At 59.9% G+C, this 16,231-nt stretch carries 9 protein-coding genes and 1 pseudogene; 6 read left to right on the forward strand and 4 right to left on the reverse strand.

Going from position 1 to position 16,231, the window contains the following annotated elements; translation table 11 throughout:
- The first annotated feature begins 16 nt into the window (after positions 1–16).
- Positions 17–514 (forward strand): Rid family detoxifying hydrolase, encoded by a 498-nt coding sequence (locus LAP85_12950; protein ID MBZ5497304.1) that lies wholly within the window; start codon positions 17–19, stop codon positions 512–514.
- A gap of 20 nt (positions 515–534) precedes the next feature.
- On the forward strand, positions 535–1,005 hold the full coding sequence (locus LAP85_12955; protein MBZ5497305.1) for a GNAT family N-acetyltransferase: 471 nt from the start codon (positions 535–537) through the stop codon (positions 1,003–1,005).
- 377 nt (positions 1,006–1,382) lie between these two features.
- On the opposite strand, the gene LAP85_12960 is transcribed toward LAP85_12955, so the two are convergent.
- Positions 1,383–2,705, reverse strand: coding sequence for an aminotransferase class I/II-fold pyridoxal phosphate-dependent enzyme (locus tag LAP85_12960; GenBank protein ID MBZ5497306.1), 1,323 nt, complete (start codon positions 2,703–2,705; stop codon positions 1,383–1,385).
- Between the two features lie 372 nt (positions 2,706–3,077).
- Between LAP85_12960 and LAP85_12965 the strand changes: the two genes are divergently transcribed.
- Positions 3,078–3,728 (forward strand): response regulator transcription factor, encoded by a 651-nt coding sequence (locus LAP85_12965; GenBank protein ID MBZ5497307.1) that lies wholly within the window; start codon positions 3,078–3,080, stop codon positions 3,726–3,728.
- A gap of 644 nt (positions 3,729–4,372) precedes the next feature.
- Positions 4,373–5,272: a trypsin-like peptidase domain-containing protein gene (locus tag LAP85_12970; GenBank protein MBZ5497308.1), complete on the forward strand. Its 900-nt coding sequence runs from the start codon at positions 4,373–4,375 to the stop codon at positions 5,270–5,272.
- Positions 5,273–5,306: 34 nt separating this feature from the next.
- Here the strand turns inward: LAP85_12970 and LAP85_12975 are convergent.
- Both LAP85_12975 and LAP85_12980 read right to left on the reverse strand, forming a co-directional pair.
- Positions 5,307–9,600 (reverse strand): annotated as a pseudogene (locus LAP85_12975) (DEAD/DEAH box helicase).
- 552 nt (positions 9,601–10,152) lie between these two features.
- A complete protein-coding gene (locus LAP85_12980; protein ID MBZ5497309.1) occupies positions 10,153–11,169 on the reverse strand; it encodes a 50S ribosome-binding GTPase in 1,017 nt (338 codons plus the stop codon).
- Positions 11,170–11,416: 247 nt separating this feature from the next.
- Between LAP85_12980 and LAP85_12985 the strand changes: the two genes are divergently transcribed.
- On the forward strand, positions 11,417–12,118 hold the full coding sequence (locus LAP85_12985) for a PIG-L family deacetylase (GenBank protein ID MBZ5497310.1): 702 nt from the start codon (positions 11,417–11,419) through the stop codon (positions 12,116–12,118).
- Positions 12,119–12,329: 211 nt separating this feature from the next.
- Positions 12,330–13,526 (forward strand): ATP-dependent 6-phosphofructokinase, encoded by a 1,197-nt coding sequence (locus LAP85_12990; protein MBZ5497311.1) that lies wholly within the window; start codon positions 12,330–12,332, stop codon positions 13,524–13,526.
- Positions 13,527–15,089: 1,563 nt separating this feature from the next.
- Here LAP85_12990 and LAP85_12995 read toward each other — a convergent pair.
- Positions 15,090–16,193, reverse strand: coding sequence for a homogentisate 1,2-dioxygenase (locus LAP85_12995; protein ID MBZ5497312.1), 1,104 nt, complete (start codon positions 16,191–16,193; stop codon positions 15,090–15,092).
- Positions 16,194–16,231 lie beyond the last annotated feature (38 nt).

Here is a 16,231-nt window from a genome sequence, read left to right on the forward strand (position 1 = left end):
CTTACTCCACAAGCCAATGTTTAGTATACCAGCCTCGCCCGGCTCTTATGATGAAAGCTTTGTACCGGCATCGAGGGATGCTACCCTAACGGCGCATTCCTTGCGGAGGACACAATTGAGAGCAGACATCCAACATAAGGCGATCCAATCAGCCAAGCTCCCGAAGCCGGCGGGACCCTACTCTCCGGCGGTGACCCTGGACCGGCTTGTGTTCGTTTCCGGTCAAGGCGCCAAGGATCCGGCCACGGGGCAACTAGTCGGGACAGACATCGAAAGCCAGACCGACCGGGTCCTCAAGAACATTGCTGCAATCCTGGAAGCCGCCGGCTCCAGTCTGGATCACGTCCTTCGTTGCGGCGTTTTTCTGACCGACATTTCCGATTTCGCCGGAATGAACGCCGCTTACGCGCGCGCATTCCGGACTAACCGCCCGGCGCGGACCACAGTTCAGGTAACTGCTTTGCCCACGCCGGGGCTGCTCGTAGAAATCGACGCCATCGCCTATATCCCCTGATCAGCCCCACGAGGAGGATTATGCCGGTCGAAATCGTTCTGGTTCGCCAATTCCAGCCTGAAGATGCGGAAGCATGCAGCAACCTCGTGCGCGCCTGCATGAAGTCTGACCCGATGATGCCGCCCACGGCGCGGGAGCAACTGCTCCGGGCCGAGTCGGCCGGGACCATGTGCGAGCGGGCGAGTCTCTTCTATATCGCCGTCGGCATGTTAGGGGGTGGCGTCGCAGGCGTGGGAGGCGTCGACATGAATGAGATCCGATTTCTTTTCGTCGAGCCGGGGCGGCAGCGCAGGGGTGTCGGCAGCTCTCTCCTCAAGCATCTGGAAGCTTTGGTCCCCCCAGCCCTTTTTGGTGATATCTTTGTATATTCCGCACCTGGTGCTGTCGGTTTCTATCGTTCCCACGGCTACCAATCGGGAGGCGAACACGCATTTGCCGTCGGTGATTGTGCCGTGTCGACGATATTTATGTCCAAGAGGCTTTCCGACTGACGTTATGGGCGCCCACCGGCAAGTCCGCAGCCCAATCAGCAACCACAAAATACAAGAATCGCCCGGAAACCTGCTTCGCATATTTCCTGTATGATGTCGGAGTCGACACCACTATCATGGGCGGCAGGATCATCTTCCAGAGAAGCTGAAATACCCGGTCGGGAAGAACGCGGCGCGTAATCCCATCCGGGCAATCTCGACGCGGAGTGCGCTGAGATCGCAGAAACTGCTAGCCGCAGATGAACGCAGGCGCCGTGATAAAGTCCTTTCCGGGCCGCAAAGCATTTGCAGGTTGGTAATACGAAAGCACTTCCCTGTCTTCCTTGTCATTCATGGCTGCTCTGGCTTTTCCTACGGGGTATTCCATGGTTGTTCGGTCAGATGACGTCTCGGGCCAGGGTTTTCATGAAATTGCCGAAGCCCGCCGCATCCTCGGCAGCTGCCTTCAGACGACGCACCCCTTCCTCCAGCACTTCAAGTTCCGAAGCAATGGAGAGGCGCAGATAATGTTGTCCCTCAGCACCTATTTGGCAGAAGGAGTTTCTGTCCAGCGTAGCCAGGTAGTGGTGGTAGAGGAGGAACATCTGGAACAGCGTGGAAGGCGAAGTCGATTGTCGCAGACCATCTGGGAGGCGGTGGTACGCATCGATGGCACCGATGCGCTCGCAGACATCGGCGATATTCGGGTAGAGATAGAACGCACCTCCGGGGATTTGACAACGTATACCGTCAATCTCGTTGATCTTCTTCACGATGATGTCGCGCCGCTGCTGGAAGGTGCTGACCATCCTGGCGATGGTCTTCTTGCTGTCCGGATGTTCAAAGGCGACTCGGGCTCCTTCCTGGGTGAAAGGAGGGATGCAGGAAAAGTAGTGGATGTTCAGGTTCTTGATAATGCCGGCCTCTTCCGCAGTCGGAAAGACGGCGTACCCGATGCGGCCGCCGGTCCAGGCAAAAGTCTTCGAAAACCCGCTTGCAATGACGGTTCGCTCCTGCATTCCCGGAAATGAAGCGATGGAGGTGTGCTTCCTCCCGTCGAAGAGGATGTATTCGTAGATCTCATCCGAATACACGCGCACGTCCGGGCTGCACCTGCGTGTGATCACCTCGGCGATGCCTCTCAGTTGTTCCACAGTCGCAACGCCGCCGGTCGGGTTCGACGGAAAGTTCAGCATGATCAGGCGGGTCTTGTCGGTGATAAGCTCTTCGAGCTGTTCGGGCGTAAAGGCGAAACTGTTTCTCTCCGACAAATGAAGCGGAACGGGAATCGCGCCCAAATAAAGCGTGAAGGATTCATAAATCGGGAAACCGGGGCTGGGATAGATGACTTCATCTCCGGAATTGCAGTAGGCGTGGAGGCAAAAACCTATCGACGGCTTCCCGCCCGGAAAAACGACGATCTGTTCTGGCGACACACTCAACCCGCGCATCTGCTTCATCTGGCTCGCGATGGTCTGGCGCAGAGGCAAAATACCTTGGGGGTCGCAATAGCGCGTGTTCCCCAGATCCAGTTGCCGCTTTACTTCATCTCTCACAAAAGGCGGCATGTCAAAATCCGGCTCTCCCAGATTCAAACGAACAACTTTGTGCCCTCCGCTCTCGACCCGGATGATGTGAGGGCCAATCTTGAAGGCGTTTTCCACTCCCATCCTGTAGATTCGGTCTGCGAAGAGCTTCCTCGGCGACTCGTGGCCATTCATGATTTCCATATCCTCATAGAAACAGCAGATTGAACAAATATTCGAGGCCCGCCCAAGTCATCGCCATGCGGCGGGAGCCTTCTGTATACCCCACTTCGGCCCCATTGTCATCCCGGGAAGCACTTCCGGGAAAACCCAAAATCCTAAAAAGGCCTTGAGATAGAAATGGAGTGAACCGATAATCAGAACTGAGGGGTCTTTGGGCGACATCTCCTCTCTGCTGTGGGGAACGCTGAATCAGGTTTCGCAAGGGCGCGCAGCAGGGTTTCCCACCGGGCAGTCCCACGCGCGCGTGGCCCGCAGGCCCGACAAGACCTCAATGAGTAGCTATCAGAAGACGCGGCCACGCCGGCCACCGCCTGGGGGTGAATCATGAAACCGGTTCGCATACTGGTGGCAGACGACCATGAAGTGGTTCGGCGTGGAGTGTGCACCCTCCTGGAATCGCAGCCGGGGTGGGAGGTGGTCGGCGAGGCGATTACGGGGAGGGATGCGGTCAAGAAGGCAGAAAAACTGAGGCCGGACGTGGTGGTTCTCGACATCAGCATGCCCGAGTTGAACGGGCTCGAGGCAACCCGCCAGATAGTGAAAGCCGCGCCCCAGTCCGAAGTGCTTATCCTCACCATCCACGATTCCGAACACGTGGCACGCCAGGTGCTCGCCGCCGGTGCCCGGGGCTATGTTCTCAAATCGGACGCGGGTCGCAACCTGCTCACCGCCGTGGACACTCTGCGTCAGCACAAGCCGTTCTTCACTTCAGCAGTCTCCGAGATGGTGCTCCGTGATTTCCTCAAGTCCAGCAAATCCCAAGAGGAGTCCACATCGGACCGGCTTACACATCGCGAGCGGGAGATCGTTCAGCTGCTGGCAGAAGGAAAGAGCAACAAAGAAGTGGCCTCCATCCTCGGCATCAGTGTTAAGACGGCGGAAACACATCGCAGGAATGTGCTCAGCAAGCTCAACCTTCATTCGATCAGCGATCTCATCCATTACGCCATTCGCAACAAGATCATCGAAGTCTGATTCCGACCTCCGACTCCCGACCTCTCAAGAGAGCTACCGCAAACACCGTAAGGAGCCCTAGGCATTCGGGTGACCGGATATTCTGGATTTCACGGGATTGTGGCGCGAGAGGGAGAGTGCGATCCTATCCGCAGCTTAGCTAAACGATCAGGGTTCCTTGGGAAGGCCGTTGATCGGTTCTTTGAAGCTGGCAAAGGGATCGCTGGATTAAAGTACGACCATCGGGAAAATGCGAGAACCAGGATCCCGGGCGGGTGTTATCGGAACCTGGGGCACCTGACCACAGGAGGTGAAGGAAGCCTCCGTCCCGAATGCTTGTCGCGAGCGGGACAGCGCTCTGGGAGGCTTCCTCGCCAAGGTTCAACAAGACATGTACTGGAGCGAAGCGCGACCCTGCATTTGATCCGCATCAAGCGGCGTTCCCGCGCGGCGGGAACGCTCCCATCTAAGTGCCTGCCATCGATCAGGGCCTGGGCAATGCCCGGGCCCCTCGTCTTTTAATCTCCGGACTCAAGACCTGTCACTCGGGTACCGTAAATCCAGTACGGGCGCCTACTGGTTAAAAAACCGGGTTTTCAGTAGTTCGAGGGATAGCTTTTGCACAGAGCCGGTGCGATCCTTGGCCGTCTTTCACGGGAGGATCTATGAGGGGGAGAGCATTGCGCATCTCTCGCAGGGCGGCGATGGGATCTCTGGCTCTGGCATTTGCTTTCGGCCTGCTGGCCGGCCTGGTGCCTGCGGTCTGGGGACCCGAGGGCCTGAATTCCAGAATAGCCGTGAAAACCAAGCGTGCCCAGGCGGATGTGCTGCACACTTTCGCGCCCGCAATCAAGCGGGTCTTACCCGCCGTGGTGAGCATCACTGCGACGCGAGTCGCGAGGGCGCCGGTCGGCGGACCGGCGGCGGTAAGCTGGCAGCGGTCCGTCACCGACACCCGCACGCCTGAAACCGGCGAACTCATCAACCGCCCGGGCGCGTGCGAAATCGTTCATGGCTCCGGAGTCCTGGTTGGACCCGAGGGGCCATTGCTCACGAGCAGCCGCTTGGTGCAGGGGGCGACGGAGATCACCATTTGTCTGGCGGACAATGAGCGGTTTCTCGCCCACCTCGTGGGCACCGACGCAGTCACGGACATTGCAGTGCTCCGAGTGGACGCACGAGATCTTCCCTACCTTAGATTTGGCGACTCCTCGAAGATCGCGTTCGGAGATTTCACCGTGGCAATCGGCAGTCCGCTCGAAGGCGGCAATACCGTGGCTCTTGGAATCATCAGTGCCACAGGGATACCAGACGAGGATGGCGAAGACCATCCGCGATTTATCCAAACCCTTAATGACGTGCCCGCGGGCATCCAGGGCGGTGCACTCATCAATCAGCGCGGGGAGTTGGTTGGGATTAATACTCTACCCTGCCAAGCGCTCGAACCCGACCCCACCCGGCCGCTCGCAGTGCCGGCTAACGTGGCCCGTCAGGTAATGGAACAGATCGTTATGCACGGGCACGTGACCAGGCGCGGACGGCCCGCCCACGAAAGAACCACCTGAGGACCGCGATCTGGTTTGGGAGGTATTTGCACGTTCAGTCTCGAACGATAACCTCCGTGTCGCCGCCAGGGCCTGGTTCGTCAAATGCCGACGCCGGGCGGGGATCGAGCATGCGATCCAGCACGGGACGCTCCGCCGGCTCCACCCGGGACAGGAGCCGGGTCTCTCCCGCTTCGACTGCAGCAACGGGCACGCCATCACGGAAGACCACGCGGTTACCCAGGAGCGAGGGAATCCGGGCTCCCGGCGTGAGGGTGCCGACGAGATTCAACGGGTCGCAGGCCGAGAGGCGCAGGAACAGGCCCGCCGGTTCGCGTTTCCGCACTGCGCGCAGACCGTCGACCGCTTCCGGCAAAGCGAACTGTTCTCCGGTGCATCCGGCAATGAAGCGCCCGCCGCGGATTTCGCCCCGCGCTTCCATGCGCCGCAGCACCGGCAGCAGCTCCCTCCAAAGCGGAGCCGGCGCTTCGCGCACGAGCAACTCGCGCAGGAGGATGCCATAGCGTCGCAGGTACTGGCGCGCCCAGAGCTCCGGTCGGTTCTGGGGTGGCGGTTCGTGAGGCACAAGCAGTGACCAGCGCCCGACGCGAGTGCGCCGCGGACCGCGGCGCCGGCGGGGTGATCGGTCCCAGCGCTTCGCCTCACCGGTGACCAGCGCTCTCAATCCCTCGAAGGCGTCGGCCGTCACCAGTCCGGCAGCCACGAGCTGCCATAGCGCCTCTTCCACCTCAGCCGGAAGGCGGTGCGTGCCCGACGTCATTTCCGCGAAAAACGAAGCCCCATGCCCGCGCATGAATGCAAGCACGCCGCGCGCCGTTGCCGAGAGCGCTTCCTCATCCGGCGGAATCCCATCCAGCAACCAGTGGACGTCGGCACGCATTGCCAGGCCGAGCGTCGCGTTACGTGTCAGGCCCGGCCTCCGCGCCGGCACTTCCGCCTGCGTGGCCCGACGCGCCCACCGCCCCCAGGCTACTTCCCCGGTAAGACAGAGGCCGTCGAGCAACGCCGGCTGATAATTGCGTACTCTCGCAGGCAGAATCTCAGCCTCCCAGGCGGCCGCGGCTGCCTCAAAGCCTTGAAGCTGCTCGATGACTTCGAGCAGGCCGGACTCACCCTCGAGCCGTCTGCCCGGCTCGACGTGCTGCCAGGAGAACAAGAAGCCGAGAAAAATCGCGGCGGGCACGGGCTCGATCTCGCGCCGCAGCCGCGCGATGGTGGCGCGGTGAATGCGCGCCAGAATCCTTCGGTCGCAGAACTCCTCTTCGTCACCTGCTTCGGCAAAACGACCCCGCAATACCAGGCCTTCGCCTTCCAACGCGACCAGCGCCGCACGCACAGAGCCGGCCTCGAATCCGAGAATCGCGGCCAGTCTGCTTGCCGTCAGGGGACCACTCACCTCGACCCACCCGCGCACCACGGCGATAGTCAGGCCGGGATCCGGTACGGCAGGGGTATCCTTGGATAGTTTCTCGGGGTTTCCCAGGAGTTCCCGGTGCTCCGCTGCCATCCAGTAATTGCCTCCGGGCAACGACGCGCGGCACGCCCGGTCTGCGCGCTCCAATGAGTCCAACCATCGTGGGGCATCTTCCGGCAGCCGGGTGAGTTGCGCTTCTGGAAACAGGATCAGGCTGAAGAGCAGGTCGTGCAGTTCTTCCGGATTGCGGGCTATCGACCAGGCGTCCGCTGCCGCTTCCCGGATTGCTTCCGGGGTCCAGCCTGCCGAGATCAGCGGCATCCTCGGGCAGCACGCGCCTCAGGAAGACCGCGCGAGCCCGCCGCTCCTCGAGAGGCGCATCATCCAGAAAGGCATACGGCATCGAGTTCAGGATCTGGTGCGCGAAAACAGAAGGGATCGGCGTGTCCTTTGCCCGCAGTTCAATCCCCCCTTGCTCGATCCTTTCCAGAATCCGCTGCAGGCCTGCGAGGTCAAGTGCTTCGGTAAGGCAGTCCCGCAACGTCTCGAACACGAGCGGATGGTCCGGGATCGCGATGTCCTGAGGCGCACGGTTGTCCTGGCACTGCGTTTGGGCCGGAAAGACGGCGCTGAGGAGATCATCGGAGCGCATGCGCTGGATGGCCGCGGGCACGCGCCTGCCGTGGTCAAACCGAAGCAGCGCCAGAGACCGTGTCAGGGTCCAGCGCCAGCGCGTGGTGAAGATCGGGGAAGCCAGCACCGCCTGCACGAGGGTGTCCTTCACCTGCCGGGCCCTGAGGAAGTGCGCGATCTCCTCGAGCGGAAACGAATGCTGGGGACCGAGCGAAAGGACAATGCCGTCATCCGTTGCGGATGCCTGCAGCTCGAAATCGAAACTGCGGCAGAAACGCTTGCGCAGTGCCAGGCCCCAGGCACGGTTGATCCTGGCTCCCCATGGCGAGTGCAGGACGAGCTGCATCCCGCCGCTCTCGTCGAAGAAACGCTCTGCGGCGATGCGCTCCAGTGTGGGAACTGCGCCGAGCACCCGCTTTCCTTCGGCCATATATCGCAGTGCCTGTTCCGCGCCGGCAAGCGGCAGCCCCACGGCGGCCGTCAGCCAGTTCATGCAAGACTCAGGATTGCCCAGACGTTCTTCGATTCCTGACCGCACCTCCGAGACTGCCTGAGCCAGCTCGTTCGTCCGGGATGGGGCCTCGCCCAGCCAGAATGGAACGGAGGGCGACAGCCCGTGCGCGTCTTCGACGCGAACCTTGCCGCGCTCTACGCGCCGGATGCGCCAGGAGGAATTGCCCAGCAGGAAAACATCGCCGGCCACGCTCTCGACCGCAAAATCCTCGGTCACGCTCCCCAGGTACGTGCCGTCCGGGTCCGCAACGACATCGTAATCCGCATTGTCCGGAATGGCTCCACCGCAAGTGAGCGCCGATAGGCGAGCTCCCCTCCGGCCTCTCAGAACGCCGTGGATGCGGTCGTAATGAAGATAGACCCCGCGCCGTCCCAGACGGGGCGCAATGTCCTCCGACAGCATGCGCACCACGCCATCGAAGTGGGGGCGCGGAAGCTCGCGATAGGGATACGCACGCCGCACGGTGCGATAGAGATCCTCGACGCGCAACTCCTCCGCACTGGCCATCGCGACGACCTGCTGCGCCAGAATGTCCAGAGGCCACGGCGGAATGCTCAACCGGTCGAGATCACCGCGCCGCAAGGCGAACAGGAGGGCTGCACACTCGATCAGCTCGTCACGCGTCAGGGGGAAGAGCCGCCCCTTGGGAATTCCACCCAACCAATGGCTTGAGCGCCCGACGCGCTGCAAGAGCGCGCCAATCGAGCGCGGCGATCCGATCTGACACACCAAATCCACCGAGCCGACGTCGATGCCCAGCTCGAGCGAAGCCGTGGCCACGGCCACCCGCGCATCCCCTGATTTCAGGCGTTCCTCCGCCAGCAGTCTGGTCTTGCGGGACAGGCTGCCGTGATGGGCTACGACCACGTCCTCACCCATGATCTGGGACAGGAGGTGGGCGACCCTCTCGACCAGACGGCGCGTGTTGACAAAAACCAGGGTCGTGCGATGCGCCTGCGCCAGCGCGGCGATTCGGCCCACAACTTCATCCCAAAGCTCGTGGGTGGCGATCGGGCCGAGTTCGGCGCCCGGCATTTCCACCTGGATATCGGAATCACGCCGGTGGCCGATGTCGATGATCGCGCAGTCGGGCTTGTCACCGGCGTCGTCACGCGCGCTGCCGACCAGAAACCGTGCGACTTCTTCGATCGGACGCTGGGTCGCGCTCAGCCCGATCCGTGTCACAGGCTCCCCGGCAAGAGCGCACAGCCTCTCCACGCTCAAAGCCAGATGGCTCCCCCGCTTGTTGCCGACTACGGCGTGGATTTCGTCGAGGATCAGGGTGCGGACACCTCGCAGGCTGCGGCGGCCGCTCGGAGAGGTGAGCAGAAGGTAGAGTGATTCGGGCGTCGTAATCCAGATGTGCGGCGGCCTGCGTGCCATGACCTGACGCTCGTAGGCCGGTGTGTCCCCGGTGCGCAGTGCGATCCGAATCTCCGGCAGCGCGACGCCACGGCTGTGCGCCGACTCCACGATTTCGCGCAGGGGCACGGAAAGATTTTTGTGCACGTCGTTGGACAGGGCCTTGAGCGGGGAAACATAGACAACCTGGGAGGAGTCGGGGAGTTCACCTTGAAGGGAGGCTCGCAACAGACGGTCAATGCAGACGAGAAAGGCGGCTAGAGTCTTGCCGGAACCCGTGGGAGCGGAAATCAGCGTGTGGCGGCCGCTGGCAATCGCCGGCCAGCCCTGTGCCTGAGCCGCGGTCGGCACCGAAAACTTGCGTTCGAACCATTCTCGGACCAGAGGGTGAAAGGTAGGCAACATGCAGCAGCCATTGTAACACTTGTGCCGCGCTGCTGCCCGGTACCGTGAAGCGCAAAGACCTCACAACATTCGGATACAATCTTCGGGGTCTTTGCGGTTTTTGCGAATTGCATTGCCGGTTGGTGTCTTCCCCGGCTACTTCTTCGGTGCGGCCGGGGGTTCCGTTTGCTTCTTGGCGCTCACGCGCTGGAGATAAATCAGCCCGCCGATGGCACCGACAACCAGAATAATGATAATGATGGTATCAAGTCCCATTGACATGGATTGTTCCTCAATGATCGATAAGATCAGAGATCCGCATATCGACAGCAGCCTTATGCCAATATGGTTTGAAAAGGACACGGGCATAGACCCGGTCTGATGCTGCACACCATGGACCGACGCAAGTTTAGCAGACCTCTCTTTCGATTTTGCTCTAAAATTCGTTTTGCCTCGGGCATCAGCCACTGGCTGTGCCCGTGGGCTGCCGCGAACTCGGCAATCACGAAAGATGCGAAAACCGGTTTCGTGGATTTCGTGGTTGCTGTTTTGGCTGACGGCAGCGTGCCGCCGTCACTTGTGCAGTTCGAGGATATCGCCATCCTCGAGCCGATGGGTCCTCTCCACCATTTGACCATCGTGCTTTACGGAGCGCTTGGACTTTTCCGAACTCCACACCCTGGCAAAGCGCAGGGTGTACACAAAGTCCCGGTGCACGGCACGTGCTGCGTCGATTACAGTGCTGCCGTTCCTGAGCACAAACGGCGCGGTCGCCGGATCAAGTTTTTTACCGGGAACTTTGGTGTAGATGCGAATGATGCCCAGCCTCTCGAAGATGATCCGCCGCAGCTCTTCCAGGCCCTGGCCGGAGGCCGTCGAGACCGGTACGATTTCAAATCGCGGCTGGAAGAGCTCCGATAAAATCCCCAGGTTTTCCGCTGCCTGCACCGCATCGGACTTGTTGGCGATGAGCAGTGCACGGCAGAATGCGATCCCGGGCAGCTGTGTGCCCTGCTCCTCGGAACTCTTGCCGATCAGATGAATCTTCGACTCCTCGAGAATTCTAAGGACACCCTCGACCTGTTCAAGGAGCTCGTCGCTACCCAGATCGACGACCAGCAAGACCAGGTCCGCCTGCCGCACGATGCTCCCTATCCAGGGTTTGTAGACTTCCACCGCGACCGGCGGCAGATCCACTAACTGGATCTGGATGTCTTCAACGGGCATCATGCCGGGTTGTGGCAAACGCGTTGTGAAAGGGTACTCGGCGACCTCGGGCGTCGCGTGGGTAAACCGCGCCAGCAGGGATGACTTGCCTACATTGGGCGCACCTATGAGGACCACCTGGCCGGCCCCTTCCCTCGGCACGGTGTATATGACCGAGGCCTTCGACACGCCAAACCTTTTTTCCTTCTCTTCCAGAAGCCGTGCCATCTTCTGCCTCAGGGCGGCCCGCATTTTTTCCGTACCTTTGTGCTTGGGAATCAGCGCCATCATCTCTTCGAGCGCTTCTATCTTTTCCGGGACGGTTGCGGCGTTCTTGAACCGCAGCTCGGCAGCGAGATATTGCGGAGTGAGGTTTGCGGGCATAGTGGCTCCGGCCTCCGTACAGCGCCTATTTTACATGAGTTGGCGAAGATTGAGTGCAACACACGGGGCCCGGAAAGGAAGTGATATGAGCGCACCGTGGCATAGCTGCATCCAGAAGATTTCAACGGCGAACCCGCTGAGATCGCAGAGCATGGATGTGTCTTGCCCCCTCTTTCTCTCTGTGATCTCCGGCTTGAGATTGGGCGCTGTACCACCTAATCTTTAGAAGAGGAGGCCGCAGAGCAGCATGAAGATTCTCGCCGTTTTTGCCCACCCGGACGACGAGGCATTCGGTCCCGGCGGCACCCTGTCCCGTTACTCTCTGGCCGGACATACGGTGCGCCTGGCCACGCTGACTCACGGGGAAGCCGGGACGCTCGGCCCGGCAAACCACCTCACGCCACGCGAACTCGCTCGCCTCCGTTCCGAGGAACTCCGCTGCTCGGCCGTGGCCCTCCATTTGTCCGCCCTGGACATCTACCACCTCCCGGATGGGAAACTTGCAGAACTGCCTGCAGAGCACGGTCTCGCCATTATCCGGAACGAGATCGAGACTTTTCTTCCCGACGCTCTCATCACCTTCCACTCTGCCGGCATCTCAGGCCACCCCGATCACCAAACCGCGGCGCGCTGGTGCCTGCAGGCGGTTCAAGAGCGAAGCCGGCCGCCTCGACTGATCGCATACGGGATATCCCCGGAGCAAGCTCGCCGGATCAGTCACAGAAAGCTGGCGCCGATACCCGAGGATGAAATCACCCACGTGATTGATGTCTCCCGCTACTTGGAGTACAAGTTGGGCGCAATCCGCTGCCACCAGTCCCAGTCCGAAGCTTGGGAGAGGATGCAAGCTGTGGAGGGTGGAATCCATTCCTATCTGCATCAGGAGCATTTCTCGCAGGTTTGGCCTGTACCCGAGCCGAACACACGCTTGGACCGGCTGGAGGACTGAACCGCCGGGACCTGAAGACTGGAAGACTCTGAGAAGCTGCTTGTGTTGGCCTTGCTTATGCCTTGGTGTCTCGGAGCCTTTGAGGTTCCAGGAGCCGGGAATCCCATCCCGCAGCAAAGAGAGTACAATCGGATTGTTATTCCTGCGTCATCGTCCTATTGTTGATTTATAGGAAATCTCGTTACTACATCCCGGACAGGGGGCAGCAGTCATGAGTAATGCCGGCGGGAGAAAGGGAATCATCGGGATTCTGACGGGAGGAGGCGACGTACCGGGTCTCAATCCGGCGATCCGGGCCGTCACGATTCGCGCCCAGCGCGAGGGATATGAGGTCATCGGGATCCGTCGGGGCTGGGCCGGCATCATGGAGATCGTGCCGGACAGGTCGGCCGACAACAGTGACAGGTACCAGCCTCTGACCGAAGAAATCGTCAATCGGGTCGGCCGGACCGGCGGCACCTTTTTGCATACTTCTCGCACCCGGCCAAGCCACGTGCCGAAAGCGAATGTTCCGACGCACGTTAGGGACAAGTATCGGGATGAAGTCAATGATCTGACTCCCGAGGTCCTCCGCAACCTCGCCTTCCTCGGCATCGACTACCTCATCCCGATAGGCGGGGATGACACACTCAGCTATGCGGTGCGGCTTCACAATGAAGGGTTCAAGATCGTAGCCATCCCGAAGACGATGGACAACGATGTCCCGGGCACGGACTACTGCATCGGATTCAGCACCTGTGTCACCAGAATCCTGGAGATGACGCACAGTCTCAGGACGTCTGCAGGTTCGCATGAACGGTTCCTGGTGATCGAGGTATTCGGAAGATATGCTGGCTATACCGCCCTGCTACCCACCATGGCCGGCGCTGCCAATCGCTGTGTCATCCCCGAATACAAATTCAACATCGATCACCTCACCGAACTGATGGTTGCGGACCGCTTTACCAATCCCAGCCGCTACTCCGTTGTGCTGATATCCGAGGGAGCCATGTTCGAGGGGAGTGAGATGATCTTCAGCCACCAGGAGACCGATGCCTACGGTCATAAAAAACTGGGCGGAATCGGCGATGTCATCTCATATCAGTTGAAGGAGAGGTCGGCAAAATTTAACCACGGCCGGCGAATTGATGTGATCAGCCAGCGCCTGGGCTACCTGGTGCGCTGCGGCCATCCGGATTCGATCGATTCGATCGCGCCCATGGCTTTCGGTAATCTGGCACTCGACCTGATCCTTAAGGGAATCCACGGCCAGCTGGTGATTCTGAGGGACGGGAAATATGACAACGCTCCCCTGGAAGTTGTCACGAGCCAGAAGCGGGTCGTGGATGTAAGCAGGTATTACAACACCGCGCGCCTTAGGCCCAATTACTCGAGCTTCGAATTCAAACCGCTCTTCATCGTCGAATAATCCGGTGTGGATAACCGCCTGGACGCGAAGGGTCTGCCCCCTCAGATCAAATCTGGCTTTAATGGCTTTGATTCCTTCGCTCAATGCCCAACCGGGATTTGTGCCGTCACCGGCATAGGCTCCACGAAAAGTGTTATTGCCCTTGGAGTTTCCATTAAAATCGTAGGTATCCTCCGTACTTGCAGAAAACAGCGAAAAATCAAGAGGTGAGCCCTGACACTTTCCCGGCAAGGGATAAAAGTCCATAGCACCGAGCGTCAACGACGGGTTCTTTAGATAATTTCCCGCGTGGGCAGCGGTATCGACGATGTTGTCGTGGAAATTCCTGGGGGTTCCGCCGATGGGGATCTCTGCAAATATGAGGTTGCCAACGATGGCGTCGGCATGAGTGGCCGTGGTGTTAAGAGCGATGCCCACCGGACCGCCATAAATGGTGTTACTGTAAACATAAGCCAGCTTAAGTGGCAGGTCGTGGTGCTGAAGCCGGATAGCAGCGTCACTGGCACCCACAAAGATGTTGTCGTGAATCGCCACTCGCCCTGACGCCTGCAGGAGGGCCTCATCGGGGTTCCTGTAAAACAGGTTGCCGTAAATGTCGTACAGATCCTCGGAGCCGAGGCCGGTGTTGGGGAAACCGCCTACCAGCAGATTCGGTCGCGGGCCGCTCAGACGAGAGGTGCCGTCGGGCATGGGCGGCCAGTCTGCCTGAGCTCTTTTCTTGATGAAGACGTTATTGCGTATAATCGTCCTGTTCGGTCCCGACGGCATTCCCGAAACATGCGCGTATGGCCTCTGGAATTTGATCTCCATGTTGTAACCGATTGTATCCACAATCAGATTGTTTTCGATTACACCCGCAACAAATGGAGCACTGCCATCTGAACTGCCGAGGTAGAGTCCCGTTCCGGCTTGAATGATCTGGTTACGGCGAATGATCCAGTTCCACGCTGTGGATTTTGTTGAAATCCCGATCGTCGCCTGATGCGAGCCTTGACCTTTGAGCATGCAGTTTTCGATGAGAATGTCGTGGGTGACTCCATCCTTGGCGTTGATGCCATCAATGCCGTCGAGACTCGCGCTGTCAATCGTAAGATTCTTGATCGCTACATACCAGGTATTGCCGAGTTGAACGTTGTTGCAGCAGGTTGATGAGGTTGTAACCACAGCAGGTGAACCCGATTCGGGTCCTGTGATGGTGATCCATGCATTCGGTCTTCCCTGAATACCGCTCAGATTGAGCCGCTCAGGATAAATGCCGGCGGGCAGCTGGAGCACATCACCCGGCCGCAACTGCCCCACCAGGTTTCGATAGTAATTGGGCTTGCTCGGATTTGCCTTCGGGTCCGCCACCAGGGTTTTGGCGTAGGAATCCCCCGCCTGGCCGACAAAGACGGCGCAGAAGAATGCCAGACCCAAGACATTGGCTGTCGTTGCCCAAAACAGCTTCATGAACTTCATCGGCATCACTCTTCGGAATTCCAGGGCTCGGCGCGGAAGCCGGTGCTCGGGCGGAGCCCAAAGCTCGAGGCGGTCTAGTCAGCCGCCGCTCCTATTCGTCGTTGGCTACTGTTGTTCCATCCAGCTTTTCCAGTAGTCTTCCCACTCGACCTCTGCGGCAGCCGAAGAGATCTCCAGCCCGGCCGCGGCGTCCAGCATTACGGCATACTCGTTGGTGCGGGCTCTGAGTTTCTGGTTTCGAAGCGCGTTCGGGTGCGGGCCGTGATGCATGCCCCGTGGATGCAGCGTCGCCATGCCCGCGCGCATGTTGTCTTTGCTGAAAAAATCGCCGTCGTGGTAGAAGATGAACTCGTCGTAGTCCGAGTTGCGATGGAAGAAAGGCACCCGCATGGCTTCCGGCGCCTCTTCGAGAGGACGCGGGACGAAGGTGCAGATCACCGCTCCTTCCGTCACGAGCGTGGTGTGGGCGCTGGGCGGCAGGTGAGCCCGAGGGCTCATGAGCGGGCAGATATCCTTCACGTTGATCTTCCAGACCGTGAGATCCCCCTTCCATCCGACCACATCCAGGGGATTGAAAGGGTAAACCACGGAAGAGAGCTCGTCGTCCACTTTGATGCGGACTTCCCACTCACGATCCGGCCCCGGGGCCGGCACCGGCTCCGGAGTAACGATCAACGCCGGGTCGTAAAGCGCATGTTGCCCGGCCAGACCCCGGTTCGGCTGTTCGTACTCTCCACGAGACTGGATGATCAGGAAGAAGTTGTCCGTGGTGGCGGGCAGAATCCGATAGGTTACGGCTTTCGGCACTACGATGTAGTCGCCTTTCTCATAGCTCAAAGGCCCAAAGTCGGTTTCGACCTTGCCCTGCCCACGATGCACGAAGATCAGTTCGTCGCCGTCCGCGTTGCGATAGTAGAATGGCATGGCAACGGAACGGCGCGAGACCGAGAGCCGCAGGTCTTTGTTTCCCAGAAAGGGGATTGGTCCGCCCTGGGGATCATTTGCATCGCCGGGCTCGAGCTTATTGCAGTCAAAACAGTGCGGCCTGAGCTTTCCCTCGATCCGGACCCATCCGGTGGGGGGATGAGTGTGGTAAAGATGCGCCGATTTGCCGTAGAAGCCCCGGCGCCCATGTTCTTCTTCAAAGGTGCCTTCCGGCAGACCGACATGTGCCTGCTTCGCCACCTTTCCTTTCTTGAAGAGATACATACCTGCCTCCAAAACTCAACGCGGCCGCGGATCCCGCG

It is taken from the genome of Terriglobia bacterium (assembly GCA_020072565.1).
In the GTDB taxonomy this organism is placed as follows: Bacteria; Acidobacteriota; UBA6911; order UBA6911; family UBA6911; genus JAFNAG01.

Excerpts from the sequence above, each read along its gene's own strand:
- LAP85_12950 (MBZ5497304.1), top strand. The coding sequence starts at position 17 with ATGTTTAGTATACCAGCCTCGCCCGGCTCTTATGATGAAAGCTTTGTA.
- LAP85_12955 (MBZ5497305.1), top strand. The coding sequence starts at position 535 with ATGCCGGTCGAAATCGTTCTGGTTCGCCAATTCCAGCCTGAAGATGCG.
- LAP85_12960 (MBZ5497306.1), bottom strand. The coding sequence starts at position 2,705 with ATGAATGGCCACGAGTCGCCGAGGAAGCTCTTCGCAGACCGAATCTAC.
- LAP85_12965 (MBZ5497307.1), top strand. The coding sequence starts at position 3,078 with ATGAAACCGGTTCGCATACTGGTGGCAGACGACCATGAAGTGGTTCGG.
- LAP85_12970 (MBZ5497308.1), top strand. The coding sequence starts at position 4,373 with ATGAGGGGGAGAGCATTGCGCATCTCTCGCAGGGCGGCGATGGGATCT.
- LAP85_12980 (MBZ5497309.1), bottom strand. The coding sequence starts at position 11,169 with ATGCCCGCAAACCTCACTCCGCAATATCTCGCTGCCGAGCTGCGGTTC.
- LAP85_12985 (MBZ5497310.1), top strand. The coding sequence starts at position 11,417 with ATGAAGATTCTCGCCGTTTTTGCCCACCCGGACGACGAGGCATTCGGT.
- LAP85_12990 (MBZ5497311.1), top strand. The coding sequence starts at position 12,330 with ATGAGTAATGCCGGCGGGAGAAAGGGAATCATCGGGATTCTGACGGGA.
- LAP85_12995 (MBZ5497312.1), bottom strand. The coding sequence starts at position 16,193 with ATGTATCTCTTCAAGAAAGGAAAGGTGGCGAAGCAGGCACATGTCGGT.